A 24487-nucleotide genomic window follows, 5' to 3' on the forward strand; every position below is an offset into this window, starting at 1 on the left:
CCGACGGGAAATAGCGATGCCGATCCTGGAACGACCGCCACAGCCCCGGACCATCACCCTGCCTCCGCGTTCCGCCCACCACGCGGGCCGGACGGAGGTCCTCGTCGTCGGCGGCGGCCCGGCCGGAACCGCGGCGGCACACGCGGCGGCCGACGCAGGGGCCGACGTCGTGCTCGTGGAGCGCTACGGCTTCCTCGGCGGCAACGCCACCGTGGCACTCGTCATGCCCCTGATGTCGTTCCACAACGAGCAGAAACAGGCCGTGTTCGCCGGGCCCGGCGAGGAGGGGGACCGGCTGCTGCCCACCGATCACGGCGAGGGCGAGGCGGTGGTCGCCGGCTTTCTGTGGCGGCTGCTGGAACGGCTGGACGAGCGCGGCGGCTGCACCCCGCCCTCCCTCGACACCGGCTACACCGTGCCCTTCGACCCGGAGATCTTCAAACTCGTCCTCCTCGATCTGCTCGACGAGGCGGGCGTACGCATGCTCTTCCACTCCTTCGCCTCCGCCGCGCTGCCGCTCGACGACGGCGAGGGCTGGCGGGTGGTCTTCGAGACCAAGTCCGGTCCGGTGGTGATCGACGCCGATGTCGTCGTCGACGGCACGGGCGACGGCGATGTGGCCGCGGCCTGCGGGGCGCCGAGCGAGGTCGGCCGCCCGGAGGACGGGCTGGTGCAGCCCATGACGCTCATGTTCCGGGTCGTCGACTTCCTGCGGCCGCGGTTCGCCGAGTACGTCCACGAGCATCCCGACCAGTGGCGGGGCGTGCACGGCCTGTGGGACCTCGTCGAGGAGGCCACGAAGTCCGGCGAACTGCGCCTGCCCCGCGAGGACATCCTGTTCTTCGGCACACCGCACCCTCGTGAGGTGAGTGTCAACAGCACCCGCGTCACGCGAGCGCTCGGCATCGACGTGTGGGACCTCAGCCGTGCCGAGTACGTCGCCCGCCGCCAACTGGAGCAGATCGAACGCTTCCTGCGCCTGCACGTACCGGGCTTCGAGCAGTCGTACGTCGTGCAGAGCGGCACCCAGGTCGGCGTACGGGAGACGCGCCGCATCCTCGGCGACTACCACCTGACCGGACACGACATCCTGGCCGCGCGTTCCTTCCCCGATGCCGTCGCACACGGCGCCTATCCCGTCGACATCCACAACCCGAGGGGAAGCGGCACCGTCCTCAAGCGTGTCCCCCGTGGGCGGTTCTACGACATCCCGCTGCGCTGTCTGCTGCCCCGCGAAACGGACCGACTGCTCGTCGCCGGGCGCTGCATCTCCGGCTCGCACGTGGCACATTCCTCCTACCGTGTGATGCCCATCGCCATGGCGACCGGCCAGGCGGCAGGCGCCTGCGCCGCGTTGGCCACCCGCCTCGGCCGCAGCCCGCGCGACGTGCCGTACCACCTCGTCCAGCAGGAACTCCTGCGCCAGGGAGCCCGACTGGACATCGAGGCCGACGCACCCGCGCCACAGCCCCGCTGACGCCGCGCTCCGAACGGCGTACTGGCAGCCACTCAACGGCGTGGTGAGCGGCGGTTCATGACTCATTGTCGTGCCACCGGCCGTTGACGGGAGCGGTGTCGAAGCGCGTGGCCGCCGACGCGTTGTCCCTGAAGTCGTTGCCGACCACGCGTCCGTCCCTCCAGCTGCCTTCGTGTGTGATCCAGAGGGCGTGGGTCTGAGTCCTGGGCCGCTGGTCGTCCCAGATCCGGTTGCTGTGCATGTGCGGTCCGCAGACGGTGGCGGCGGTGGTGATTCCGGCCCGCGGCGCCGGGGAACCGGGCAGCCGGTACGGGGAGCCCGGCGTCGGCGTGCCGTCGATCCAGGCCGTCCCTGACCCCGGCCGCACAGGCGCCAGGCGTAGTTCCGTTTCCGTGTTGAACGTGACCACGGCGTGCTGGGCGCCCACCGTCAGCTGCTTGCCGCGATGCCCGTCCGGCGGCCAGTCGGCATTCTCGTCGATCATGGACAGACGACTGAAGCGCACCCCGTCACCGCCACCCGATGCCGCCGGCGCGGCGCGGCGGCCGTTGTTGCTGATCCGGTTGCCGCGGAAGGCGTAGGGGCCGGGAGTGCTGCCGATCCCGAGGCCGTCGCGCACATTGCCGTCGATCACGCAGCCGGTGACGATGCCGCCGCGTCCGCCGACGCCCGATGTGCCCTGGGAGGACACGTCGAACCCCGCCTCGTGATTGGTGAGCATCGTCGACGAGGTGACCAGCAGACCGTCGGCTCCCCAGTCGGAGATGCCGAACCGGTTGTCCTCGACGTGACAGGCGGTGATGCGGATGCCGCGGGGTGGCGGCCAGTGCTCCTTCTGCAACTCCACGAAGATGCCGTTGGTGCCGTTGCCGACCGCCGTGCGGGCGGTGATCGTCAGGCGCTCGACCATGCTCCAGCCGCCCACGCCGATCCCTGTCCCCGCGCCGCCCATCCTCTCGCCGGGGTCCTGCCGTCCGCACCGCTCCGCCAGAACCCCCTCCACGAGCGTGTCCTGCAGGAAGTCACAACCGAAACCGGTCGCCGCGGTGTCGTGCACGAACAGATCGCTGAACCGGCCCCGCAGCACGTACTGCAGACCGATCCCCTTCGCCAGGGCGTCGTACTCCTGGGTCCACACGCCCGAACCGTCCACCTCGAAATGCGCGAAGGTGATGTCCGCCAGATGGTTGTCCCGGCCGGCCCCGTGCTGCGCGGCGGTGAACGCCGGCTGATCGATGTTTCCCTCACCGACCAGACCGTGCTTCCGGGCGTCGACCGGCAACGGCATCGACAGGGACCTGGACATTTGAACCCTCCCCAGCTGAAGGCAGGGGGATTCCTGGCTCACGTCGCCTGCGGCCCTGCGGACCGGCAGGTCTTACACGATCAACACCAGCCGGGTTGGAACCAGCCCGGTTTGGTACTGCAAACAAAGGAGTTGCTGTGCTGGCTTGGTTCTCGCTCAGCACGTCGGAGATCGTACCAGCCGTCTCGTGGGCGGTCTTTCGCCCTGGGGGCGGTGAACGGCCGTGCCCAATCCCGGAAGTCCCGAGCGAGCCCGGCGTCCGGTTCAGGCGGAGTTGACGAGCCTTGTGTAGCGCGCCCAGTCCCAGTGCGGTCCGGGGTCGGTGTGGTCGGTGCCCGGTATCTCGTAGTGCCCGATGATGTGCTCCCGGTCCCTCGGGATGCCGTACCTCGTGCAGATCGCGGCGGTGAGTGCGGCCGACTGCTCGTAGAGGGCGTCGGTGAAGTAACCGGGTTGGTCGACCCAGCCCTCGTGCTCGATGCCGATACTGCGGGTGTTGTAGTGCCAGTTCCCCGCGTGCCAGGCGATGTCGGACTCGCGGACGCACTGCGCCACGTGCCCGTCGCCGGATCTGACGACGTAGTGCGCCGAGACCTGCTTCCGGCGGTTCTGAAAGACGGCCAGGGTGTTGGAGTAGCTCGTCTGCGTGACGTGGATGACCACGAGATCGACGGGACGGGCGGTCCCTCGGTTCGACGCCGTGTAGTTGGCGGCGGTGGCCGGCTGCCAGTCGGCGTGCGGGTGGTCCGGGGCCGGCATCACGGCACCCACGCTGGGCTCGGGGAGCAGCGCGTACGGGACGGCGGCGAGGGCGGCGGCGCCCTTCAGGATGCGACGCCTGGTGGAGATCGGTCGGGCCCGTTCCATGGACGATTCGCCTTTGCATTGAGGAAAGTCGGGAAATGCTGCGAGCCACGGTGGCCGCTCAGCGCCGCAGCGCCGCCGCCGTCTTACGCAGCCGCGCGTGCGCCCGGCGGAGCAGTCCTCCGTGTACAGATCGAGAACCGTGCCCGGCGCGATGCGCGCCATGGGCGGCGCGCCGCCGAACATCCAGGCGTATTCGCCCCGTTCGGGCCGGACGGGCGGCATGCGGGGATCGCTCTTGACCACACCCCTGCGTTCCCCGCGACGCGACCGGACGGGCACCAGCACCCTTCGGCAGCTCCACCGACATCATGCGTCCCCCTCGACAATCCAGCCCCGCACACCCGCCGTGGTCACCACACGGCGGCTGCGCCTCGCGTGAATCACGGTACGACGCCTGCCGGTTGGACGGGAGGACGTCCCGCTCATCGGTGGACGGCCGCGGAATTGTGGACAACTCACTCACCCGAACGGGTGGGGACGTCGTTCTTTCGCCCGTCGGGCCTTCAGTTCTCGGCCCGTCAGGAACGTTCCGCCACCGCCGCCGGATCGTCCAGCACGGCGCGCACCACCGAGTGCGCCGCACCCAGCAACGGCCCTTGCGGCCCGAGCCGGGACACGGACACGGGGCAGGCCGGCCCCGCCGTGCGCCCGGCCAGTTCGGACCGCAGCGACGGCAGCAACCACGGCGCGAGACCGGCCAGCGCCCCGCCCAGCACGACACTCTCGGGGTCCAGCAGATTCACCGCCCCGGTCAGCGCGACACCGAGCGCCTCTCCCGCATCCCGCAGCGCCCGCCGTACGTCCTCGTCGCCCTCCGCCGCGCGCGCCGCGAGCAGTCCCACCCGGTCCTCGCCCGGTTCCAGGCCGGCCGCGCGCAGCACCGCCTCCTCGCCGGCGTACTGCTCCAGACAGCCGCGCCCGCCGCACGCGCAGGCCGGCCCGTCGGGCCGGACCGGCACATGCCCCAACTCGCCCGCGAATCCCCGCGTTCCGCGCAGCAGCCGCCCGTCCACGACGACGCCCGCGCCGATGCCGATCTCGGCGGACACATGCAGAAAGTCCCGCGGAGTGCCCTCGCCCAGCCACAGCTCGGCCAGAGCTCCGAAGTTGGCCTCGTTGTCCACGGTCAGCGGCAGCTCGACGGGCAGCAGGGAGCCGAGGTCCGTGTCGTGCCAGTCGAGGTTCGGGGCGCGTACGACGGTGCGCCCGTCGCCCGCCACCAGACCGGGCACGGCCACGGCGAGCCCGGCCGGCCACAGCCCCTCGCGTTCCGCCTCGGCTACGACATGACGTACCAGCCGGGTCAGCTCCTCGACGACCGGCGCGGGGGAGCGGCCGCGGTTGGAGCTGTGCCGCACGATCCTCGCCCGCACCTGTCCGCGCAGGTCGACCGCACAGACCGCGAGGTGGTCGACGCCGACCTCGGCGCCGATCCCGGCGGGACCGCGCCCGCTGACGGCGAGGGCGGACCCGGGCCGGCCCCGGCCGACCCGGACGGGCCGTTCCGGGCCCAGCTCCTCCAGCAGCCCGGAGCGGATCAACTCGTCGACGAGGGTCGAGACCGCCGCGCGGGTCAGCCCGATGCGCGAGGCGACCGCGGCACGGGAGAGCGGCCCCTCGGCGCTGACCGTGTGCATCACCCGGGCCAGGTTGCGGCGCCGCATGCCCTGCTGGGTGTCGGGCAGCGCACGCCCGGGACCGGCAGGGCGGGCCTCGTGCAGCGGTGCGGTCATGCCTCCGTCCGTCCTCAGTCGATCTGTGTGCTCCGCTCCAGCAGCGGGGCCGCGTCGGAGAGTACCCCGGAGATCCTGGCCAGCGTCTCCTCGTCCCGTTCGACCGCTTCGAGCACCGGTCCGCGGGTGGTGTTCCAGCGTCGGGCGACCGCGGCCGGATCCTCGCCGGTGAGCAGGCCGGCCGCCTGGGCCGCGGCGCCGAGCGCCACCAGCTCCCTGGCCTCGGGGACCTGGACCGGGCGCCCGGAGAGCCGTCGTACGGTCTGCTGCCAGGCCGTGCCCCGGGCGCCGCCGCCGATCAGTAGCAGTGGTGCCGAGCGGTCGGCGTCCTCGTCGAGGACCAGGTCGAGCGCGCCGAGCAGTGAGTGGACGGCGCCGTCGTACGCGGCCTGGAGCAGCTGGCCTGCGGTGGTGTCGTGGCGCAGGCCGTGCAGCAGCCCCGACGCGTTCGGCAGGTCGGGGGTGCGCTCGCCGTCCAGGTAGGGCAGCAGGGTGACGCTCGTGCCGGGCTCGACGGCCTCGCGGTCCAGGCCCAGCAGGGTCGCGACGCGGTCGACGGCGAGCGTGCAGTTCAGAGTGCAGGCCAGCGGCAGCCAGTCGCCGCGCGCATCGGCGAAGCCCGCCACGGTACCGGTCGGATCGGCCGGGCGCCGCTGCGACACCGCGTACACCGTGCCCGACGTGCCGAGGCTCAGCACCGGCATGCCGGGGCGCAGCCCGAGGCCGAGCGCGGCGGCAGCGTTGTCGCCGGTTCCGGGGGCGACCAGGGTGCCCTTGGAGAACGGCAGGTCGTGGCTGTCGCGCACGGTGCCCGCCACTTCGCCGGGCCTGACCACGCGCGGCAGCAGCGCCGGATCGAGTCCCACGTGCGCGAGGATCTCCTCGTCGTACGACTCGGTGCCGGACGCCCACCAGCCCGTCCCGGAGACGTCCCCGCGGTCGGTCGTGCCCTGCCCCGTGAGGCGTTCGGTGAGGTAGTCGTGGGGCAGGCGCACCGCCCTGGTCGCGCGGATCGCCTCCGGCTCGTGCTCCGCGAGCCACGCCCACTTCGTGACCGTGAAGGACGCCGCGGGCACGCTGCCCGTGCGGTCCGCCCAGAACTTCGCGCCGCCCAGCTCCTCGGTCAGCCGGCGCGCCTGCGGAGCGGAGCGCATGTCGTTCCACAGCAGGGCGGGGCGGACGGGTTCGCCCCGGTCGTCCAGCGTGACGAGGCCGTGCTGCTGCCCTCCGATGGAGACGGCGGCGGCCTCGTGCGCGGCGTCGCCGCACTGGCGCAGCGCCTCGCACAGGGCGTTCCACCACTGCCGCGGATCGCTCTCGCGCCCGGCTCCCGAGGACACGGTGTGCGGTGCCTGGCCGCTCGCCACGACCTCGCCGGTCGCCGCGTCGACGACCAGCGCCTTGGTGGACTGGGTGGACGTGTCCACGCCGACGACGAGCGGACCCTCGGCTGCTGACATCGGGCTCTCCCTTTCCTGCGGCTCACGCGCCCCGGCGGCTGCTGTGAGGCACGTCTCTCTGGGTCATGTTCCGGCTCCGGAGACACCTTGTCTCTTCCCAGAGGTGCTTCTGCATACTAATTTGTAAACCGCCATGACGAAATAGTCGTGTGCAACAGTCGCAAGCGAGCAAGGGAGCCGCGGCATGAACTACCAGCCCACCCCCGAGGACAGGTTCACCTTCGGCCTGTGGACCGTCGGCTGGCAGGGAAGGGACCCGTTCGGCGACGCCACCCGGCGGGCCCTCGACCCGGTCGAGACGGTGCAGCGCCTGGCCGAGCTCGGCGCGCACGGAGTGACCTTCCACGATGACGACCTGATCCCGTTCGGGTCCTCCGACACCGAGCGCGAGTCGCACATCAAGCGCTTCCGCCAGGCGCTGGACGCGACCGGCATGACCGTGCCGATGGCCACCACGAACCTCTTCACGCACCCCGTCTTCAAGGACGGCGCGTTCACCGCCAACGACCGCGACGTGCGCCGCTACGCGCTGCGCAAGACCATCCGCAATATCGACCTCGCGGTCGAACTCGGCGCGAAGACGTACGTCGCCTGGGGTGGCCGGGAAGGCGCCGAGTCCGGCGGCGCCAAGGACGTGCGCGTGGCACTCGACCGGATGAAGGAGGCGTTCGACCTCCTCGGCGAGTACGTGACCTCCCAGGGCTACGACCTGCGCTTCGCGATCGAGCCCAAGCCGAACGAGCCGCGCGGCGACATCCTGCTGCCCACGGTCGGCCACGCCCTGGCGTTCATCGAGCGCCTGGAGCGGCCGGAGCTGTACGGCGTCAACCCCGAGGTCGGGCACGAGCAGATGGCCGGGCTGAACTTCCCGCACGGCATCGCGCAGGCCCTGTGGGCGGGCAAGCTCTTCCACATCGACCTCAACGGCCAGTCCGGCATCAAGTACGACCAGGACCTGCGCTTCGGCGCCGGTGACCTGCGCGCCGCCTTCTGGCTGGTCGACCTCCTGGAGAGCGCCGGTTACGACGGCCCCCGCCACTTCGACTTCAAGCCGCCGCGGACCGAGGACCTCGACGGCGTGTGGGCGTCGGCCGCCGGCTGCATGCGCAACTACCTCATCCTGAAGGAGCGCTCTGCCGCCTTCCGGTCCGACCCGGAGGTCCAGGAGGCCCTGCGCGCCTCCCGCCTCGACGAGCTGGCCCAGCCCACCGCGGCGGACGGTCTGCAGGCACTGCTCGCCGACCGCACGGCCTTCGAGGAGTTCGACGTGGAGACGGCCGCCGCGCGCGGGATGGCCTTCGAGCGGCTCGACCAGCTGGCCATGGACCATCTGCTGGGCGCGCGCGGCTGAGGCTGCGCCCGTCGTGACCTCCACGCGGAATGCCGCGGAATCGTGCGATCCATGGCATGAGTCCGTGTCAACGTCCGCGTGGGGGTCGCGGCACGGCCGGGCGTGCCGCGACCCTGGCGGTATGGCCCTGCCGCCCGTACCGCCTCAACCGCCCGGCCCTCCGGGTGACACACCGCCTCCGGGCGGCGGCTTCGGACCGCCGCCGGAACCTCCGGCACGCCGGCGGAACCCCGTCCTCATCGTGCTCGCCGCGCTCGTGGGCGTCGGCGCCGTCGCCGCCGTCGTCCTCATGGCCTCCGGCAGCGACGACTCCCCGGACGGCAAGCAGCCCGCCGAGAGCAGCGCGAGTCGGTCGCCCCGTCCGTCCCTCGGCATCCCGACCGAGCTGCCCAGCAGGCTGCCCAGCCAGTTGCCGTCCCTGCCGTCCCAGTTCCCGACCGAACTGCCGAGTGGGGTACCGAGCGACCTCGAATCGCTGATCCCCTCCATCCCGGGCGACCTACTGCCCTAGGAGGACTGCATCACAGCCCGCGCGGCAGCCGTACGTAGACCACCGACGTCTCGATCCCGCTGTCGACCAGGCGGCCCTGGGCGTCGAACGCCTCCGCGCCGTCCGTCATCCCGAAGTCGTTGTCGTTGATCAGGGCGAGCGTGTCGCGGTCCACGCGCGCGACGCCCTCGATCTTGCCGGGGACGCCGGCGACCGTGCCCAGGTCGACGACCAGTCGCTTGGCGAGCACCGGAACACCTGCGGCCGCCGGGTCGTCGAGCTGCTCGAGGGACGGTGACGTGGCGTCGTCGTCCCACGCGCCACCCAGGATGTTCGCGCCGCGGTCCAGGCGCACGAGCTGCAGGCGGGCGGCCTTGTCGGTGCGCTCCTCGACCAGCAGACGGTCACCGCCCACGGCGACCACCGAGGAGATCTTGAGCTCGGAGGTGTCGTCCTCGCCGGGATCGACGACGTTCACCGCGTCGAAGCGGTACGCGTACTCGGCGGTGACGGCCTTCTTCTTCGGGGAGAAGCGCAACAGCCGGGTCGTGCGCGACGCCTCTCCGGCGCCCTTGTCCGGCAGGGACAGCGGGCTCTGCACCGCCATCACCAGGTCGCCGCCCGGCAGCAGCGCGAGCCCCTCGAAGCCACGGTTGATCTTCCGGTGCAGCAGTACGGACGGCAGCGCCTCCACGACCGGGTAGTCCGCGCCGGTGAGGTTCCGCCCCTCCGGCACATAGCGCGTGAGCACCTTCCCGCGCGCGGAGACATGGACCAGGGAGGGCCCGTACTCGTCGACGAGCCAGAAACTGCCGTCCTCGGCCCGCACGAGGCCCTCGGTGTCCAGCCCGTTCGGGTCGTACGACAGCGGAGTCCTCGCGTCGTAGGAGTACGGCGCCTCGTCACGCCCCTCCTGGTTGGACAGGCCGGTCAAGGGCTTCCCGGAGGACGTGGTGATCGGGGTCGCGTCCAGCACCCGCACCGAGTCACCGCAGACCCGGATCCGCACGATCGCCGGGTCGAAGCCCGGCACCGGGAACGTCCGCCGATTCTTGCCGTCCACCTTGATCTGGCCGTTGGGCCCGCGGTCGGTGACCGTCCAGAACTCGCCCTTGCGGCCCGCCGGGTAGATGTCGCTGCCGATGCCGCCGAGGTCCACACCCCGGTCGTCGGCCACCGTGCCGGGCAGCAGCGCGTTGCTGAACGCGCCGAGCGACATGTCGCCCAGTGTCGCCGTGCGGATCACGCGCGCGTCCTCGGACGGGGCGCCCGTGGCCGGAGCGGCCGTCAGCAGAGCGGCGACCACGGCGAGAGGGACGCCCGTCGCGACGGAACGGTGGACGCGGCGCCGGCCGGTGGCGTGCGGGGACATCGGGCCTCCTGATGGACCAAGTTCGGTGACAGCGGCCAGACTTGAACCCCACGGGGAACGACGTACGACGCTCCGGTGAACGCCGGACATCGGCCGCCGGTCCGGCCGACGTCCGGTTCGATCAGGTTTCTTCCGCGGCCGGTTGTTCCGCCGCGGCCAGTGCCGTGGCCGGATCCTGGACCCCGCTTCCCGCCGGTGCCCAGCGGCCGTGCTCCTTCCGGTACGGCCACCAGCGGCCGTCGCCACCCAGCCGCAACTGGCTCGGCGCGCCGACGACCGTCCACCGGTTGCCCCTGGCGCGCAGCGTCGGCCGCTCGTCGTCGTCCCAGGCCGCAGCCAGGGCCGCACGCGCGCGTGCGAGGGTTTCCCCCTCCACGGCCCACTCCTCCTCGAGCACCGACAGTCCGGCCACGCCACCGTACTGCCAGGCGCGTACGGCCGACGCCAGTTCGTCCCGGCCGCGCCCGGAACCGTCGGCGAGCCGGTCCGCCACTGCCTCCTCAGGAGACCCCGCAGCCAGCCGGACGGCGTCCTGCGCGACCGTCAGTTCCGCTTCCGGAGCAGCCGTCGGCCGGAGCGCCTGGGCCAGCATCCGATGCGCCGCAACGGCGGTCCGGGCCGCCAGGAACTCCAGGGCGGCCGGGCCGACCCCTGGGGCAGGCGGTGCCTCGGTGTCCAGAGAGGGCGGGAGACCCGGGTGGTCGGGGAGTTCGGGTGGGTCGGGCAGCGGAGGCAGGATGTCGCCCGTCGCCCAGACCTCCGCGGCGTCCAGTCCCTCCGGCTCGACCGGTTCTTCGGCGGGCCTGCTGGTGCGGTCCTGGAGGTCGTCCAGCAGGGCGCGTTCGCCCCGCCCCCGCATCAGCAGCAGCACGAAGGGATCCTCGTCGAGCAGTCGCGCCGTCTGGTAGCACAGCGCTGCCGTGTGCCCGCACTGGTCCCAGGTGCCGCAGTCGCACTCGGGCTCCAGATCGCCCATGCCCGGCAGCAGTTCGATCCCGGCCGCCGCCGCGTCCTCCACGAGGTGCGGCGGCATCTCCCGGTCGAGCAGCGCGGCGACATGCCCGGCCCGCTCCACCGCCATCTCGAGAAAGCGGTTCCACTGCTCTGCGGACAGCTCCTCCAGCAGCACGTCGGCCCGGTGCCCCGTACCGTCGCGGTCCTGGACGACCGCGGTGATACGGCCCGGCCGCACCGACACCGCGCCCACGGCTCCCGCGCGCGCGAGCCGACGGCCCGTCTTCACCTGCTCGGCGTCCAGTGCCGAGTCCTCCAGGGCCCTGAGCCAGGCACGGCCCCACCACGTCACCGCGAAACCCCTCCCGCGCGTGGGCGGCAACGCGGCGAACGTGCGCTCTGTCTCGTCGGCGTGTCCGTGGTCGTGACGGCTCATCGTGTGGTCCCCCTCAGCTCGACCAGATCGGCCAGTTCCGCGTCCGTCAGCTCCGTCAGCGCCGCCTCGCCGGAGCCGAGCACCGCGTCGGCCAGTTCCCGCTTGCGGTCCAGCATGTCGGCGATCCGGTCCTCGATCGTTCCCTCGGCGATCAGCCGGTGCACCTGCACGGGCCGGTCCTGGCCGATGCGGTACGCCCGGTCGGTGGCCTGCGCCTCGACGGCCGGGTTCCACCAGCGGTCGTAGTGCACGACGTGCTCGGCCCGTGTGAGGTTCAGCCCCGTGCCGGCGGCCTTCAACGACAGCAGGAAGACGGGGACTTCACCGTCCTGGAAGCGCCGCACCATCGCCTCGCGCTCGGGCACGGGCGTTCCGCCGTGCAGGAACTGCGAGGCCACGCCTCTGTCCGACAGATGCCGTTCGACGATGCGGGCCATCGCCACGTACTGCGTGAAGACCAGGACGCTCGCCCCCTCGGCGAGGATGGTGTCGAGCAGCTCGTCCAGCAGCTCCAGCTTCCCCGAGCGTCCGGCGATCGTGGGCCGGTCCTCCTTGAGGTACTGCGCGGGGTGGTTGCAGATCTGCTTCAGGCCGGTCAGCAGCTTCACGATCAGACCGCGCCGCGCCATGCTGTCGGCGCCGGAGATCTCCGCCAGCGTCTCGCGTACGACCGCCTCGTACAGTCCCGTCTGCTCCGTGGTGAGCGACACGGCCCGATCGGTCTCCGTCTTCGGCGGCAGCTCGGGCGCGATTCCCGGATCCGACTTGCGTCGGCGCAGCAGGAACGGGCGGACCAGCCGGGCGAGCCGCTCCGCGGCAGCCGGGTCCTGGCCGCTCTCCACGGCCTGCGCGTACCGTGTGCGGAAGGTGCCGAGGCGGCCGAGAAGTCCCGGAGTGGTCCAGTCGAGGATGGCCCACAGCTCCGAGAGGTTGTTCTCCACCGGTGTGCCGGTCAGCGCCACGCGCGCGCGTGCGCCGATGGAACGCAGCGCACGCGCGGTCGCCGAGTACGGGTTCTTCACATGCTGTGCCTCGTCCGCCACGACCAGGCCCCACGGCACCTCGGCCAGCCGACCCGCATCGAGGCGCATCGTGCCGTACGTGGTGAGGACGAACTCCCCGTCGACCAGGTCGTCCAGGGCACGCCGCGAGCCGTGGAAGCGGCGCACGGGCGTGCCGGGCGCGAACCTCTCGATCTCGCGCTGCCAGTTGCCCATCAGGGACGTCGGACACACCACGAGCGTGGGACCGGCGGCCGACGGATCGGTCTGCCGGTGCAGATGCAGGGCGATCAACGTGATCGTCTTGCCGAGCCCCATGTCGTCGGCGAGACAGCAGCCCAGCCCCAGGGACGTCATCCGAGCCAGCCAGCTCAGGCCCCGCCGCTGGTAGTCGCGCAGCTCGGCGGCGAGAGCGGCGGGCTGCCCGACCGGCTCCTGCCCCTCCGGGTCCGCGAGGCGCTTCCGCAGCGCGGCCAGCCACCCCGTCGGCTGCACCTCGACCCGGCGGCCGTCGACCTCCGTCGAGCCGGTCAGCGCGGCGCCGAGCGCGTCGATGGGCGTGACCTTGCGGTCCTGCTGCGCGCGGGCGCGGCGCACCTCCTGAGGGTCGATCAGGACCCACTGGTCGCGCAGTCGCACCACCGGCCGGTTCGCCTCGGTGAGACGGTCCAGTTCCGCGCGGGTGAGCCGCTGGTCGCCCAGCGCGAACCGCCAGTTGAAGGCGAGCAGTGCATCGGCGGACAGGAACGACGGCGTGTCCGAGGACAGCCGGTGCGCAGCCGTCTCGTCGTCCGGGGGGCCGACGACCGCGCGTGCGGTCAGCTTGCGGGCCAGTTCCCTGGGCCAGTGCACGTCGACCCCGGTACCGGCGAGGGCTGCCGAACCGTCACCGAGCAGCTCGGTCACCTCCTCGTCGGCGAGTTCGACGGCATCCGGCACGGAGGCCGAGAGCAGCGGGGTGAGCGCCGGCCAGGCGCGGGCGGCGCGACGGAGCGAGAGCAGGGCGTCCATCCGCGCGCGCGGACCGAGGACACGGCTCGTCGCATCCGTCCCGGCCCACACCTCGGCGGCGTCCGCGACCAGCGAGGGATCGCTCACGCTGTGCACCTGGAGCACGGCCCGGAAGGCCGGCTCCGTCTCGTCCCGCTCCGCGGCCGCCAGACCGCGCACCTCGATCCGCAGCGAGATCCGTACGCCCGCGTCGTTGCCCGCGGCGACATCGGCGGCCCACGCTCGTTGCCCGGGAAGGTGCTGCGGATCCTGCGCCGCGTAGGCCGGACCGCCCGTGACGAGCGACGCGGCCGGGGACCGGGGCAGCGTGTCGGCGGCCGCGTCCAGGAAGGCCCGCAGCAGGCGCTCCGGTGCGGGTAGACGCAGCGGCTCGGTGGTGCCCAGCGGTACGGCGTGCGCTTCGGGCGGTATCGCGGCGGCGAGTCGGCGGACGCTCTCGACGTCCTCGGCGCGCAGCGGGCCCGCGCGCCAGGCGTCGTGGTCGCCGGGGGACAGGCCGGGCAGCAGCAGGCCACGCGCCGCGAACTGCAGGGCCAGTACCGCTGCGGCTCCCCAGAACACGGCCGAACGATGTCCCTGCGGGGCCACACGCACGCGCGTGAGAACGGGCAGGGCCGCGCGCACGGGGAGCAACAGGGCGGACACGCCTACCAGCTCCACGCCGTCGCCGCCGGGCAGGACGACGCCCAGGTCCTCGACGGTGCCGCCGTCGACGCCCGGCGGAGCGGCGCCGTCCGGCCGCCAGAAGGCTACGCTGCCGGTGCGGGCGGGATCGCCCGGCAGGAACACGGCACAGCAGCGGGCCAGTTCGGAGATCTCGGAGGGGGATGCCGCGGGAGTCCTCTGCACAGCGAAGTCCGCATTCCTCAAATTTGACTACCTGGGATCGGAGTCGCCGAGGATACGGCACATCGTCGGCCGACCCGGCATGCTTTGGCTGTGACCTGGATCACTGTCGATGCTCGGGGGTGGGTAAGGGTCGGGCGTCAGGGATGTCTCAGGGTGCGTCTCAGGGTCGCGATCCGGAACCGCCGGAAGCGCGGGCCCGTTTTCAGGACAGAGAGCGGCAGTGGCCGCGAAGGAGGCGACACATATGTCGAAGAACGCGAAGATCGCCGCAGGAGGTGTGGCGGCCGGGCTCATCCTGCTGATCTGGCTTCCCTGGTGGGCCGCGCTGCTGATCGTGCTGGGAGTCCCGGCCGCCGCGTACCTCGCGCTGGACCCCTCGCAGCGACGCAGGCTGCGTCGTGTCGGACGCAAGGAGCTCGGCCGCTGACGCGCTACCGCCCCGGGCCGGTGCCGTCCAGTGCACACGAGTCGACCACGTCACCGTCCGTGGGCCGGGCGACGGTCCGGTCCGCGGGCGGACGGGTGCCCTGTTCGACCCATGCGACGAGCGCGTCGAAGGCAGACCGATAGCAGGGCAGGATCGGCCGCAGCCGGTCCGGGTAGGTGTCGTACAGCCCGTCGACATGGGTTCCACCCTGGACGGTGTAGTACCGGTGCAGCGGACCCCGCCCGCGGGCGTCGACCATGCCCTCGTACACGTCGGAGTCGGCCGCCTTGGGCAGCAGTGCGTCCAGGTCCCCGTGCAGTGTGATCAGCGGCCTCCCGATGCGTCCGGTCAGCGCCGCCCGGGCCACGGCGCGATGGACGGACGCGGGGCGCGAGGCGTAGTCGTAGGCCGCGTCGGACGCACAGGGCGCCAGGATCTCCTCGGTCGTCGCACCGGCGGACGGTCCGGGGCAGCCGGGATCGTATGCCGGGTCGAACTCCGCCCGATACGTCTTCTGCGTGACACCCCAGTAGGCCTTCTCGTGGTACGGCCACAGAAACTCCGAGCCGCGCGCGAAGCCCACCGAGTACAACTCCTCTTCCGACGCCGAGCCGAGGACCCGCGCCACCGCCGTGGGCAGGGAGGTGAGCAGATTGGGGCCGTCCGCCGTCCACAGCGCACCCTCCCAGTCCACACCGCCGTCATACAGCTCCGGATGGTTCTCCAGCTGCCAGCGCGTGAGATAGCCGCCGTTGGAGATGCCGGTCATGTACGTGCGGCGTGGGGTGTGCCCGTACCGCTGGGCGACGGCTTTCCGCGCCGCGCGCGTGAGCTGGGTCGTGCGCGCGTTCCACTCGGCGACCGCGTCGCCGGGCCGGGTGCCGTCGCGGTAGAAGTCGGTCCCGTTGTTGCCCTTGTCGGTCGCGGCGTATGCATATCCCTGGGCCAGCACCTGATCGGAGATCGCCTTGTCGGTCGCGTACTGTCTGCGGGTGCCGGGCGCCCCCGTGACGACGAGACCGCCGTTCCAGCGGTCCGGCAGGCGGATCACGAACTGCGCGTCATGCCGCCAGCCATGCGTGGCGTTGAAATGCGAGGAGTCCGGGAAGTAGCCGTCGACCTGCACCCCGGGCACGCCGGACGGTGTCCGGGTGGCCCGGGCGGTCAGTCCCGCCTGGTCGGCCAGGTCGGTGTACGGGGTGCCGGCCAGTCCCGTGGTGGTCAGGTCGGCCAGACAGGCAGTTCGCTGGAACTCCGCGCCCGGCACGCGCACACGGTCCTGTCGTTCGCAGTGGCTGTCGCCGAGGCCCGCGGCAGCGGCGGGTTTCGGCGCGCTGAGAGCCGCTGCCACAATCGTTGCCGCAAGGGCGGCGGCAACCGAGGGAACACCACGGGAAGGACGCATCGGGGCCTCCAGAGCGTGCCGGGGAGCGGTAGGGGAGCAGAGCCGCGGGCTGCCCTATCGTGCGGCTCCCCATTCGCATCTTCCATGGACTGGCACCACATATGACGCCGTCTCCGTATGGATGTCCCTAATAGAGCGAGGGGTGTGAGGCCCTACGGTGGCAGTCCCGGATCAACTGGGCCGTACGGCCATCTTGTCGAGCGCCTCCAGCAGACCCGGCAGTTCCGGCCCCCGGCCCACCGGCAGGACCTCGCCGGGCACCTCGTCGAGCAGCACGAACGCGATGTCGTCGGTCCTGGCCACCAGCGACCAACCGGGACCGTCGGCCCGCAGCGTCCGTGCGTCTCCCGGGGCGAAGGACGAGCGGACGCGGCCGAGCGGCGGCGGGGTGTCCACGTACGCGCGCGCCTCGGCGAGCACGCGCCGGATGCCGGTGCGCCCCGGGCTCGCGTCCTTGCCGTCCCCTCCCTCCGCGGCCCCGGCGGAACCGTCCGGCGTCACGAACTCGGCGTCGTCGATCTGCTCGCGCCACATTGCCCACTGGAGCGCGATCTCGTCGGCACCGAGCCGTCGCTGGGCCGGCCCCCAGTTGCTGGTGTCGGGGGGGCACAGCGGGGGACCGTCCGCGGGGTCGGGATCGGGATCGTGCGGCTCGGGCACGCCGGGCGCCGCCACGGCGACCGCCAGGGGCCAGCCGGGCAGGGCCGCGACGACGGACCGCTCGTCGGGCGACAGGTCGTACTCCATGCCGCAGTCCCAGGAGGCGATGGCGACGGCGACCAGCGACACGTCGTTGGTGACGACCGTCCACCGTGCGCCGTCGCCGTCCTGTCCGAGCACCAGGCCGTACCCGTCGGCGAGCGGCGCGAGACCGAGCGCCGCGCAGGCCTCCGGGTAGTCGTCGCCCAGCACGCTCGGGAACTGCGCCGGCGTCAGCAACACCGCCGTGAGCACATAGAGCGCATCGTCCGCGGCGGCGACGGCGGTCTCGTCCGTCCCGGCCATCCCAGCCTCCCCAGGAGTTCGTCCAACGGCGCGCACCCTAGTGCGACCGGGACGAGCTTGTCACGACTCCGCGGACCATCCGGAGCTGCGGTTATCCGGCTGGTCGGGGCAGAATCGCCCGCCCTGGGCGGGTACGTCAGGACACCGGCAGCCCCAGGAGCGCACGGGCGACGGTCCGCGGCGACTCGTCGCGCTCCCGCGCCAGCGCGATGACGGCCCGGCACGCCAGCTCGTTCACCCCGAACGACAGCGCCTCCGGCGACACCCAGCCCGCAGCCTCGTCGATCCGCTCCTGGTCGTCCTCCGCGCATGCCGACACGTATGCGGCGGCCGCCTCGAACAGGTTGTGCGTACGTTTGTCCCCGCCGGAGTCCCGCTCCGAGCGCAAGGCCTCGCGGAATCCTGCCCAGGACTTGCGGACTCTGTCGAACACTGTGGTCACCTTCCCCCTCCATGGCGTCGCCGATCGTTCATCAGCCGCTCCTCAACCTAGAGTTGGAGCTTCGGCGACAGAAGAGGGACGGCGCGGTGAGCGGCCGGACCGGTCCGTTCGACCACGGGTCAGCTCTCGCGGACGGCCAGGGCCAGGAAGCGGGCATCCTCGTCGACGTACGACGTCATGCGCCACCCCGAACGGGTCAGCAGCGCACGCAGGTTGGGCTCCGCGCGGAGGTCGTCCGGGGTGATCTGCCGGCCCTGGCGGGCGGCGAGCGCCTCCCGTCCGATCGGGTGGAAGAGCGCCAGTCTGCCGCCGGGGCGCACCACACGCGCCAACTCCCGCAGATTCTCGGCCGGGTCGGGCAAGTGGGCGATCAGGCCCGCCGCGAACACCGCGTCGAGCGACCGGGCGCGCAACGGCAGCGCGGCCACGTCCGCGAGCAGCAGCCGCCCGTCGCGGTCCCGTCCGGCCCGTACGGCGGCTTCGAGCATGGCGGGCGTCAGATCGGCGCCGAGGACCACTCCGGAGGGCCCCACGGCCGCCCGCAGGGGCGGCAGGGCACGTCCGGTGCCGCAGCCGGCATCGAGGACACGATCGCCCTCGTGAAGACCGAGCTCGGCCACCGCCGCCGCGTAGGCGGGGCCGTCGTCGGGGAACCGGCTGTCCCAGTCGGCCGCGCGGGTGGCGAAGAAATCCTGGACGTGCGTGCGGTCGTCGTTCATATTCCGCATGATCCCTCACCGTCACGGATGACGCGTCGGCGCACATGTTCGAGCTGGACGCGATCGTTCAGGTACATTTCTGCGTCATATTCCAACAGCTTTCGAAATGCGCCCCCTTTGTGCGCCCGTGCCCCGACTAGCGTCCCGGGGCCATGGGACACCTGGACCACGCCACCTTCGGCTGGCTGACTCCCGTGCTGTCGTACGCGATGGCCTGCATAGGCGCCGCACTCGGGCTCCGCTGCACCGTCCGCGCGCTCGGCGCCACGGGGCGTTCACGCCGCAACTGGCTCGTCACGGCCGCCTCGGCCATCGGCACGGGCATCTGGACCATGCACTTCGTGGCCATGCTCGGCTTCAGCGTCAACGGCACCGAGATCCGCTACGACGTACCGCTGACCGTCCTCAGCCTTCTCGTGGCCATGATCGTGGTCAGCGCCGGCGTCTTCGCCGTCGGCTACGGCCGCGACCGGACCCGTGCCCTGCTCCTCGGCGGTCTCACCACCGGGCTGGGGGTCGCGAGCATGCACTACCTGGGCATGGCGGCGGTCCGACTGCACGGTGACGTGACGTACGACCCGATGCTCGTCGCCCTCTCCGTCGTGATCGCCGTCGTCGCGGCGACAGCGGCCCTGTGGGCGGCGCTCAACATCAAGTCGCCCGTCGCGGTCACCGTCGCCTCCCTCGTCATGGGAGCGGCGGTGAGCAGCATGCACTACACCGGGATGTTCGCGGTACGCGTGCAGGTCACCCCCTCCGGCGAGGTTCTGCCCGGGGCCACGACGATGCAGTTCGTCTTCCCCCTCGCCGTCGGCCTCGGGTCCTACCTCTTCCTGACCTCGGCCTTCGTGGCGCTGTCGCCGACGGCGGGGGAGCGCGAGGCATCCGCGTCGGCCCAGCGGCCCGTCGAGAGCGTCGCCCGCTGACGGCGCATGCGCACCGGCACGCCCCCGAACCCTTCCGAGCGAGGAGGCCATGCGTACACCCCGTAGGACCCCCACGTCAGGCGCCCAGACGCCGCCCATACCCCCCGTACGCGGCCGCCGCGCGCACGCCGGACCACCGGCGGACGAGGGCCCGGACGAGGCCACCGATGCGGCGCCGGAGGACGGGTCCCCGCGCGCGGACCACTGGCGCATCCGACCGCGCACCGTCCGCGCCAAGATCGTCTGCCTGTTGATGGTGCCCGTCGTGTCGCTGCTGGCCCTGTGGGCGTACGCGACCGTCACCACCGTCCAGGACGTCTCCCGGCTGCGGCAGTTGCAGCGCGTGGACTCCGAGGTACGGGCCCCCGTCGCGGCCGCGGTGGCCGCACTCCAGGCCGAGCGCGCCGCCGCCGTACGCCATGCGACCGACCCTTCCGCCGGACAGGGCGGCGACCTCAAGCAGCTCGCGCAGCGCACGGACCGGGCAGTGGCGGAACTGCGGCTCGGCGACCGCAGCACCGTCGCGGACGGCCAGGAGCTGCCCCCGGGAGTGGCCCAGCGGCTCGACGCCTTCGTCACCGGCGCCGAGCAACTGCGCCCGCTGCGGACCGCGGTGCTCGACCGGCGCGCCGGATGGGACGAGACGTACGACCGCTACACGAAGACCATTTCCACGGCCTTCGGCGTGGGCGGCGCGCTCACTGGCATCCAGGACGCCGGACTCGGCTCCGACGCGCGCGTACTGCTCGAATTCTCCCGCGCGGGGGAGGCCCTGGCCCAGGAGGACGTGCTGCTCACCAGCGCGCGCCTCGCGGGTGGCCTGGGCGGCGAGCGGCTGCGCCTGTTCACCGGCGCCGTCGACACCCGCCGCGCCCTGACCGAGTCCGCCGTCGCCGACCTGCGTGGTGACGAACGCGCCGCCTGGCGAAACCTCGCCGACGGCGGTGACTACGCCGCCCTAGGCACCCTCGAGGACGAGGTCCTGACCGTCGGCCCGGGCGCCCGGGCGATCGAGGCCGCACCCGAAGCCGACTGGGAGCGGGCACACGCACGCGTACAGGGCGGCATGCGCACGATCGAACAGGACGCCGCCCGTGGTGTCGCGGACCGGGCCGACCCGTTCACCCGCGGACTGCTCACTCCCGCAGGCGCCGCCGTCCTCCTCGGACTCGCCGCCGTCGCCGCGTCCCTGGTGATCTCCGTACGCATCGGACGTGCCCTCGTCGTCGAGCTGGTGAGTCTGCGCAACAGTGCCCTGGAGATAGCCCGCCGCAAACTCCCCGAAGCCATGCGGAAGCTGCGCGCGGGCGAGGAGATCGACGTCCGGGCCGAGGCACCACCCGGGCCGCCCGCGGAGGACGAGACCGGCCAGGTCGCCGAGGCCCTCGGCAGCGTGCACCGAGCCGCGCTGCGCGCCGCCGTGGAGCGCGCCGAACTCGCCAGCGGCATCTCAGGGGTCTTCGTCAACCTCGCCCGCCGCAGCCAGGTCCTCGTCCACCGCCAGCTGAGCCTCCTCGACAGCATGGAACGCCGCTCCGAGGACCCGAACGAACTCAGCGACCTGTTCCGGCTCGACCACCTCACCACCCGCATGCGGCGCCACGCGGAAAGCCTGATCATCCTCTCCGGCGCGGCACCCGGCCGGGCCTGGCGCATGCCGGTGCCCCTCACGAACGTCGTTCGCGCGGCCGTCTCCGAAGTCGAGGACTACGCGCGCGTGGAGGTACGACAACTCCCCGAGGCCTCCGTCATCGGCGCCGCCGTCGCCGACCTCACGCACCTCCTCGCCGAGATCGTGGAGAACGCCGCCCAGTTCTCGCCCCCGCACACGCGCGTGCGCATCACCGGAGAGCCCGTCGGCAACGGCTACGCCGTCGAGGTCGAGGACCGCGGCCTGGGCATGGGCAAAGAGACCCTAGCCGAGGCGAACCGCCGTATCGCCCAGTCCGAGGCCCTGGACCTGTTCGACAGTGACCGGCTCGGCCTGTTCGTGGTCAGCAGGCTCGCGGCACGGCACGACATCAAGGTGCACCTGCGCACCTCGCCCTACGGCGGCACCACGGCGGTCGTCCTGCTGCCCACGGCCCTGCTGCACAGCGGCGCGCCGGAACGTTCCCCCAACAAGACGGTGGAAACGGAACCCGAGTACGCGCGCGTGCCCGGCGGCCCCCGGCATCAGGAGGCCGTCCCCCGGACGGCCGACCGGCCCGCCCTCGTGGCTCCGGTCCCGGCGGCGACGGAGACCGGCCCCGAAACCCCGCCCCCCGGAGTGGCCACCCTGCGCCTGCACCGGCCCACGGACAACTCCGAAGGCTCGGAAGACCTCCCACGCCGCGTACGGCAGGCGAACCTCGCACCCCAACTGCGCGACCGGCGCCCCGAGGACACGGCGCAGCCGTCCGACCCCCGGAACGACGACCGGCGTACCCCCGAACTCGTACGGGACCGGATGGCGGCCTATCGCGACGGATGGGCGCGCGGTGGCGGCCGGCGACCCGGCCGCGGTGCCGCACCGGATCCCGCAGGCCGCAGCGACAGCAGTGAAGGAGACCCCGCATGATCCAGGACCCGAGCATGAGAGCCGCCGGGGGGGTCCCCCCGCTCGAGCGAAGCCGAGAGTGGGGGAGGTCCGGCGAACTCGACTGGCTGCTGGACGACTTGGTACTGCGTGTGCACGAAGTACGGCACGCCGTGGTGCTCTCCAACGACGGGCTCGCGGTGGGCGCCTCCACCGACCTCGGCCGCGAGGACGCGGAACACCTCGCCGCGGTCGCCTCCGGCTTCCACAGCCTGGCCAAGGGGGCGGGCCGGCACTTCGGCGCCGGCGGTGTGCGCCAGACCATGGTGGAGATGGACGACGCCTTCCTGTTCGTGGCCGCGGCCGGCGACGGCTCCTGCCTCGCTGTCCTCACCGCAGTGACCGCCGACATCGGCCTGGTGGCGTACGAGATGGCACGGCTGGTCAAGCGCGTCGGTGAGCATCTCTACACGGCGCCGCGCGTCGGCGCGCGGCCGCCCGCCGCCGGATGAGGCGAGAAGGCGGCCCACAGCCATGACCGAGGACATCCAGGGCACCCCGCACCAGCAGGGCAGCCAGTGGTACGACAGCGAGGCCGGCCCGCTGGTCCGCCCGTACGCCATGACGGGAGGCCGCACCAAGCCCGGCCCCATCGGAGTGCGGTTCGACCTGATCGCCCTGGTCACACTCGACCCGGGCGCTCCGGACATCGACGACGACATCGCGCTCGGGCCGGAGCACCGCACCCTGATCGAGCTGTGCCGCACGGAAACCCAGTCGGTCGCCGAGCTGGCCGCGGACGCCGATCTCCCCGTCGGCGTCGTCCGGGTCCTCCTCGGCGACCTCCTGGAGCTCGGCTGCGTCACGGTCAGCCGTCCGGTGCCGCCCGCGCAGCTGCCCGACGAACGGATTCTGCGCGAGGTCATCGAAGGACTGCGGGCGCTGTAGATGAACGTTCAGAACACCCCGGACCCGCACCACCTCATGCTGACTTCGCTCCCATGCACCGAAGCCGTGCGCGGACGACGTGCCGGGGCACGGCACGCACGTACCGACGTCCATCCCTGCCGGCACTCCCGAGAGAAGTGATCGATGATCTCCGAGGCCTTGGACGCCACAGGTGGCGAGACGGCCGCCCTGGCGCTGAAGATACTGGTCGCCGGCGGATTCGGCGTGGGCAAGACCACCCTGGTGGGTGCGGTCAGTGAGATCAGGCCGCTGCGCACCGAGGAACTGCTCAGCGAGGCGGGCCAGTTGGTGGACGACACTGACGGCGTGGACCAGAAGGTCACGACGACCGTCGCCATGGACTTCGGCCGCATCACGATCCGGTCCGGCCTCTCCCTCTACCTGTTCGGCACGCCCGGCCAGGACCGCTTCTGGTTCCTGTGGGACGAGCTGTCGCAGGGAGCCCTCGGAGCTGTGGTGCTGGCCGACACCCGTCGCCTCGAGGACTGCTTCCCGGCGGTGGACTACTTCGAGCACCGGCACATCCCGTTCGTGGTGGCCGTCAACTGCTTCGCGGGGGCCCGGACCTACGGCGCCCAGGATGTCTCCCGCGCCCTCGACCTCGACCAGGGCACGCCCGTCGTGCTCTGCGACGCCCGCGATCGCGACTCGGGAAAGGAGGTCCTGATCCGACTCGTCGAGTACGCCGGACGGATGCACACCGCCCGGCTGCTCGACTCCGTGGGATGACCGCCTTACCTGACGGGGGCTTCAGTCGGCCACGGCCTTCTGCGCCACGACCTTGTCGATCGTGACGCGGACGAGGAGTTCGCCCGGCACACCGTTGCGGGCACCGAACTCCTCGGCACGCTCCTCACCCATGTACCGCGCACCGATACGCGTGGCCCAGAGCCGGAGCTCGTCGAGGTCCTCAGAAAGACGGGCGCGGCCCTGCAGCACCACGTAGTCGAACGGCGGCCGGTCGTCGTCCACGCAGAGGGCGACCCGGCCGTCCCGCGCCAGATTGCGCCCCTTCACACTCCCCTTGCCCGTGTTGAACACCACCTCGTCTCCGTCGAGCAGGAACCAGATCGGCGTCACATGCGGGCTCCCGTCGGCCCGGACCGTCGACAGCTTGCCGGTGCGGGTGCCGTACGAGACGAACTCCCGCCATTCCTTGCCGGTCATCTTCTCTGCCATGCCCCCATGTTCCTTGCCCGCGCGCCGGTCGTGGGGAAGGCTGGCGGAGAGATCCTCCGGCCAGGGGGAGTCATCACACGGGGAGACCGAATCATGGCGCACAACCAGGGACTTGGCTGGCTACTGGACGATCTGACCGAGCGTGTCGAACATGTGCGGCACGCCCTGGTCCTGTCCAACGACGGGCTGGTGACGGGAGCGAGTACCGGGCTACGACGCGAGGACGCCGAGCACCTCGCCGCCGTCGCGTCCGGACTGCACAGCCTGGCCAAGGGATCGGGACGTCACTTCGGCGCCGGACAAGTGCGCCAGACAATGGTGGAGTTCGATGATGCGGTGCTCTTCGTCACGGCGGCGGGCAGCGGCAGCTGCCTGTGCGTGCTCAGCGCCGCGGAGGCCGACATCGGTCAGATCGCCTACGAGATGACGCTGCTCGTCAACCGGGTCGGCGAGCACCTCGGCGTGGACGCCCGCCAGCCCGAGCGGACCCGACTGGACCCCTGACCTGCGGGTTCTTCAACCCCTGTGGAGTTATCCACAGGCCGGTCACGAGATCCGTGCGACCGGCTACGGTTTGTGTCACGGCGAGC

The 24487-nt window shown here is 72.0% G+C and carries 22 protein-coding genes; 10 read left to right on the forward strand and 12 right to left on the reverse strand.

The features are described 5' to 3' along the window. Positions 1–16 precede the first annotated feature (16 nt). Positions 17–1477: an FAD-dependent oxidoreductase gene (locus ACKTSN_RS41150; protein WP_409473719.1), complete on the forward strand. Its 1461-nt coding sequence runs from the start codon at positions 17–19 to the stop codon at positions 1475–1477. A gap of 55 nt (positions 1478–1532) precedes the next feature. On the opposite strand, the gene ACKTSN_RS41155 is transcribed toward ACKTSN_RS41150, so the two are convergent. The 4 genes from ACKTSN_RS41155 to xylB form a co-directional block, all read right to left on the reverse strand. Continuing rightward, complete coding sequence (locus ACKTSN_RS41155) at positions 1533–2783, reverse strand: right-handed parallel beta-helix repeat-containing protein (protein WP_409473720.1); 1251 nt, start codon at positions 2781–2783, stop codon at positions 1533–1535. Between the two features lie 264 nt (positions 2784–3047). After that, positions 3048–3650, reverse strand: a complete 603-nt coding sequence (locus ACKTSN_RS41160; protein ID WP_409473721.1) for an N-acetylmuramoyl-L-alanine amidase — start codon at positions 3648–3650, stop codon at positions 3048–3050. A gap of 518 nt (positions 3651–4168) precedes the next feature. Further along, the gene (locus ACKTSN_RS41165; protein ID WP_409473722.1) at positions 4169–5383 is read right to left on the reverse strand and encodes an ROK family protein; all 1215 of its coding nucleotides are present in this window, start codon (positions 5381–5383) and stop codon (positions 4169–4171) included. Between the two features lie 14 nt (positions 5384–5397). Next, the gene (gene xylB / locus ACKTSN_RS41170) at positions 5398–6843 is read right to left on the reverse strand and encodes a xylulokinase (RefSeq protein ID WP_409473723.1); all 1446 of its coding nucleotides are present in this window, start codon (positions 6841–6843) and stop codon (positions 5398–5400) included. 184 nt (positions 6844–7027) lie between these two features. Between xylB and xylA the strand changes: the two genes are divergently transcribed. Together xylA and ACKTSN_RS41180 are read left to right on the forward strand one after the other, a co-directional pair. Continuing rightward, complete coding sequence (xylA, locus tag ACKTSN_RS41175; RefSeq protein ID WP_409473724.1) at positions 7028–8194, forward strand: xylose isomerase; 1167 nt, start codon at positions 7028–7030, stop codon at positions 8192–8194. Positions 8195–8315: 121 nt separating this feature from the next. Further along, a complete protein-coding gene (locus ACKTSN_RS41180; RefSeq protein ID WP_409473725.1) occupies positions 8316–8705 on the forward strand; it encodes a hypothetical protein in 390 nt (129 codons plus the stop codon). Between the two features lie 10 nt (positions 8706–8715). On the opposite strand, the gene ACKTSN_RS41185 is transcribed toward ACKTSN_RS41180, so the two are convergent. The 3 genes from ACKTSN_RS41185 to ACKTSN_RS41195 all read right to left on the reverse strand — a co-directional run bounded on the left by ACKTSN_RS41185 (position 8716) and on the right by ACKTSN_RS41195 (position 14307). Then, entirely contained in the window at positions 8716–10056 is a 1341-nt protein-coding gene (locus tag ACKTSN_RS41185) for an esterase-like activity of phytase family protein (RefSeq protein WP_409473726.1), read from the reverse strand. A 121-nt stretch (positions 10057–10177) separates the two neighbouring features. Then, the gene (locus ACKTSN_RS41190) at positions 10178–11446 is read right to left on the reverse strand and encodes an SWF or SNF family helicase (RefSeq protein WP_409473727.1); all 1269 of its coding nucleotides are present in this window, start codon (positions 11444–11446) and stop codon (positions 10178–10180) included. Further along, positions 11443–14307: a DEAD/DEAH box helicase gene (locus ACKTSN_RS41195; protein WP_409473728.1), complete on the reverse strand. Its 2865-nt coding sequence runs from the start codon at positions 14305–14307 to the stop codon at positions 11443–11445. The genes ACKTSN_RS41190 and ACKTSN_RS41195 overlap by 4 nt, the downstream gene beginning before the upstream one ends. Positions 14308–14551: 244 nt before the next feature. Here ACKTSN_RS41195 and ACKTSN_RS41200 point away from each other — a divergent pair, with 244 nt between their 5' ends. After that, positions 14552–14734: a hypothetical protein gene (locus ACKTSN_RS41200; protein WP_129796572.1), complete on the forward strand. Its 183-nt coding sequence runs from the start codon at positions 14552–14554 to the stop codon at positions 14732–14734. A 4-nt stretch (positions 14735–14738) separates the two neighbouring features. Here the strand turns inward: ACKTSN_RS41200 and ACKTSN_RS41205 are convergent, their stop codons facing one another. The 4 genes from ACKTSN_RS41205 to ACKTSN_RS41220 all read right to left on the reverse strand — a co-directional run bounded on the left by ACKTSN_RS41205 (position 14739) and on the right by ACKTSN_RS41220 (position 18305). Beyond that, complete coding sequence (locus tag ACKTSN_RS41205) at positions 14739–16139, reverse strand: tannase/feruloyl esterase family alpha/beta hydrolase (RefSeq protein ID WP_409473729.1); 1401 nt, start codon at positions 16137–16139, stop codon at positions 14739–14741. 171 nt (positions 16140–16310) lie between these two features. Continuing rightward, positions 16311–17144 carry a hypothetical protein gene (locus ACKTSN_RS41210; protein ID WP_409473730.1) on the reverse strand — a complete coding sequence of 278 codons (834 nt, stop codon included), beginning with the start codon at positions 17142–17144 and terminating at the stop codon, positions 16311–16313. A 136-nt stretch (positions 17145–17280) separates the two neighbouring features. Beyond that, positions 17281–17577 (reverse strand): hypothetical protein, encoded by a 297-nt coding sequence (locus tag ACKTSN_RS41215; RefSeq protein WP_409475047.1) that lies wholly within the window; start codon positions 17575–17577, stop codon positions 17281–17283. A 128-nt stretch (positions 17578–17705) separates the two neighbouring features. Then, the gene (locus ACKTSN_RS41220; RefSeq protein ID WP_409473731.1) at positions 17706–18305 is read right to left on the reverse strand and encodes a class I SAM-dependent methyltransferase; all 600 of its coding nucleotides are present in this window, start codon (positions 18303–18305) and stop codon (positions 17706–17708) included. A gap of 152 nt (positions 18306–18457) precedes the next feature. Here ACKTSN_RS41220 and ACKTSN_RS41225 point away from each other — a divergent pair, with 152 nt between their 5' ends. From ACKTSN_RS41225 to ACKTSN_RS41245, 5 genes are all read left to right on the forward strand, one after another. After that, positions 18458–19231 (forward strand): MHYT domain-containing protein, encoded by a 774-nt coding sequence (locus ACKTSN_RS41225; RefSeq protein WP_409473732.1) that lies wholly within the window; start codon positions 18458–18460, stop codon positions 19229–19231. Positions 19232–19280: 49 nt separating this feature from the next. Then, entirely contained in the window at positions 19281–21791 is a 2511-nt protein-coding gene (locus ACKTSN_RS41230) for a sensor histidine kinase (RefSeq protein WP_409473733.1), read from the forward strand. Next, positions 21788–22261, forward strand: a complete 474-nt coding sequence (locus ACKTSN_RS41235; RefSeq protein WP_409473734.1) for a roadblock/LC7 domain-containing protein — start codon at positions 21788–21790, stop codon at positions 22259–22261. The genes ACKTSN_RS41230 and ACKTSN_RS41235 overlap by 4 nt, the downstream gene beginning before the upstream one ends. Before the next feature lie 22 nt (positions 22262–22283). Beyond that, positions 22284–22697, forward strand: a complete 414-nt coding sequence (locus ACKTSN_RS41240) for a DUF742 domain-containing protein (RefSeq protein ID WP_409473735.1) — start codon at positions 22284–22286, stop codon at positions 22695–22697. 144 nt (positions 22698–22841) lie between these two features. Continuing rightward, a complete protein-coding gene (locus ACKTSN_RS41245) occupies positions 22842–23447 on the forward strand; it encodes a GTP-binding protein (protein WP_409473736.1) in 606 nt (201 codons plus the stop codon). A 21-nt stretch (positions 23448–23468) separates the two neighbouring features. Here the strand turns inward: ACKTSN_RS41245 and ACKTSN_RS41250 are convergent, their stop codons facing one another. Further along, entirely contained in the window at positions 23469–23897 is a 429-nt protein-coding gene (locus tag ACKTSN_RS41250) for a PPOX class F420-dependent oxidoreductase (RefSeq protein ID WP_409473737.1), read from the reverse strand. Between the two features lie 93 nt (positions 23898–23990). On the opposite strand from ACKTSN_RS41250, the gene ACKTSN_RS41255 reads away from it, so the two are divergent. After that, the gene (locus ACKTSN_RS41255) at positions 23991–24401 is read left to right on the forward strand and encodes a roadblock/LC7 domain-containing protein (protein ID WP_129796562.1); all 411 of its coding nucleotides are present in this window, start codon (positions 23991–23993) and stop codon (positions 24399–24401) included. Positions 24402–24487 lie beyond the last annotated feature (86 nt).

Origin of the sequence: Streptomyces flavusporus (genome assembly GCF_046267975.1) — a bacterium.
GTDB lineage: Bacteria > Actinomycetota > Actinomycetes > Streptomycetales > Streptomycetaceae > Streptomyces > Streptomyces flavusporus.

Bases quoted from the DNA above. Each gene is read 5' to 3' on its own strand.
- ACKTSN_RS41255 (WP_129796562.1), top strand. From the start codon at position 23,991: ATGGCGCACAACCAGGGACTTGGCTGGCTACTGGACGATCTGACCGAG.
- ACKTSN_RS41235 (WP_409473734.1), top strand. From the start codon at position 21,788: ATGATCCAGGACCCGAGCATGAGAGCCGCCGGGGGGGTCCCCCCGCTC.
- ACKTSN_RS41155 (WP_409473720.1), bottom strand. From the start codon at position 2,783: ATGTCCAGGTCCCTGTCGATGCCGTTGCCGGTCGACGCCCGGAAGCAC.
- ACKTSN_RS41220 (WP_409473731.1), bottom strand. From the start codon at position 18,305: ATGAACGACGACCGCACGCACGTCCAGGATTTCTTCGCCACCCGCGCG.
- ACKTSN_RS41165 (WP_409473722.1), bottom strand. From the start codon at position 5,383: ATGACCGCACCGCTGCACGAGGCCCGCCCTGCCGGTCCCGGGCGTGCG.
- ACKTSN_RS41210 (WP_409473730.1), bottom strand. From the start codon at position 17,144: ATGGCCGGGACGGACGAGACCGCCGTCGCCGCCGCGGACGATGCGCTC.
- ACKTSN_RS41240 (WP_409473735.1), top strand. From the start codon at position 22,284: ATGACCGAGGACATCCAGGGCACCCCGCACCAGCAGGGCAGCCAGTGG.
- ACKTSN_RS41245 (WP_409473736.1), top strand. From the start codon at position 22,842: ATGATCTCCGAGGCCTTGGACGCCACAGGTGGCGAGACGGCCGCCCTG.
- ACKTSN_RS41160 (WP_409473721.1), bottom strand. From the start codon at position 3,650: ATGGAACGGGCCCGACCGATCTCCACCAGGCGTCGCATCCTGAAGGGC.
- ACKTSN_RS41180 (WP_409473725.1), top strand. From the start codon at position 8,316: ATGGCCCTGCCGCCCGTACCGCCTCAACCGCCCGGCCCTCCGGGTGAC.
- xylA (WP_409473724.1), top strand. From the start codon at position 7,028: ATGAACTACCAGCCCACCCCCGAGGACAGGTTCACCTTCGGCCTGTGG.
- ACKTSN_RS41185 (WP_409473726.1), bottom strand. From the start codon at position 10,056: ATGTCCCCGCACGCCACCGGCCGGCGCCGCGTCCACCGTTCCGTCGCG.
- ACKTSN_RS41225 (WP_409473732.1), top strand. From the start codon at position 18,458: ATGGGACACCTGGACCACGCCACCTTCGGCTGGCTGACTCCCGTGCTG.
- ACKTSN_RS41205 (WP_409473729.1), bottom strand. From the start codon at position 16,139: ATGCGTCCTTCCCGTGGTGTTCCCTCGGTTGCCGCCGCCCTTGCGGCA.
- xylB (WP_409473723.1), bottom strand. From the start codon at position 6,843: ATGTCAGCAGCCGAGGGTCCGCTCGTCGTCGGCGTGGACACGTCCACC.
- ACKTSN_RS41150 (WP_409473719.1), top strand. From the start codon at position 17: ATGCCGATCCTGGAACGACCGCCACAGCCCCGGACCATCACCCTGCCT.
- ACKTSN_RS41250 (WP_409473737.1), bottom strand. From the start codon at position 23,897: ATGGCAGAGAAGATGACCGGCAAGGAATGGCGGGAGTTCGTCTCGTAC.
- ACKTSN_RS41190 (WP_409473727.1), bottom strand. From the start codon at position 11,446: ATGAGCCGTCACGACCACGGACACGCCGACGAGACAGAGCGCACGTTC.
- ACKTSN_RS41230 (WP_409473733.1), top strand. From the start codon at position 19,281: ATGCGTACACCCCGTAGGACCCCCACGTCAGGCGCCCAGACGCCGCCC.
- ACKTSN_RS41200 (WP_129796572.1), top strand. From the start codon at position 14,552: ATGTCGAAGAACGCGAAGATCGCCGCAGGAGGTGTGGCGGCCGGGCTC.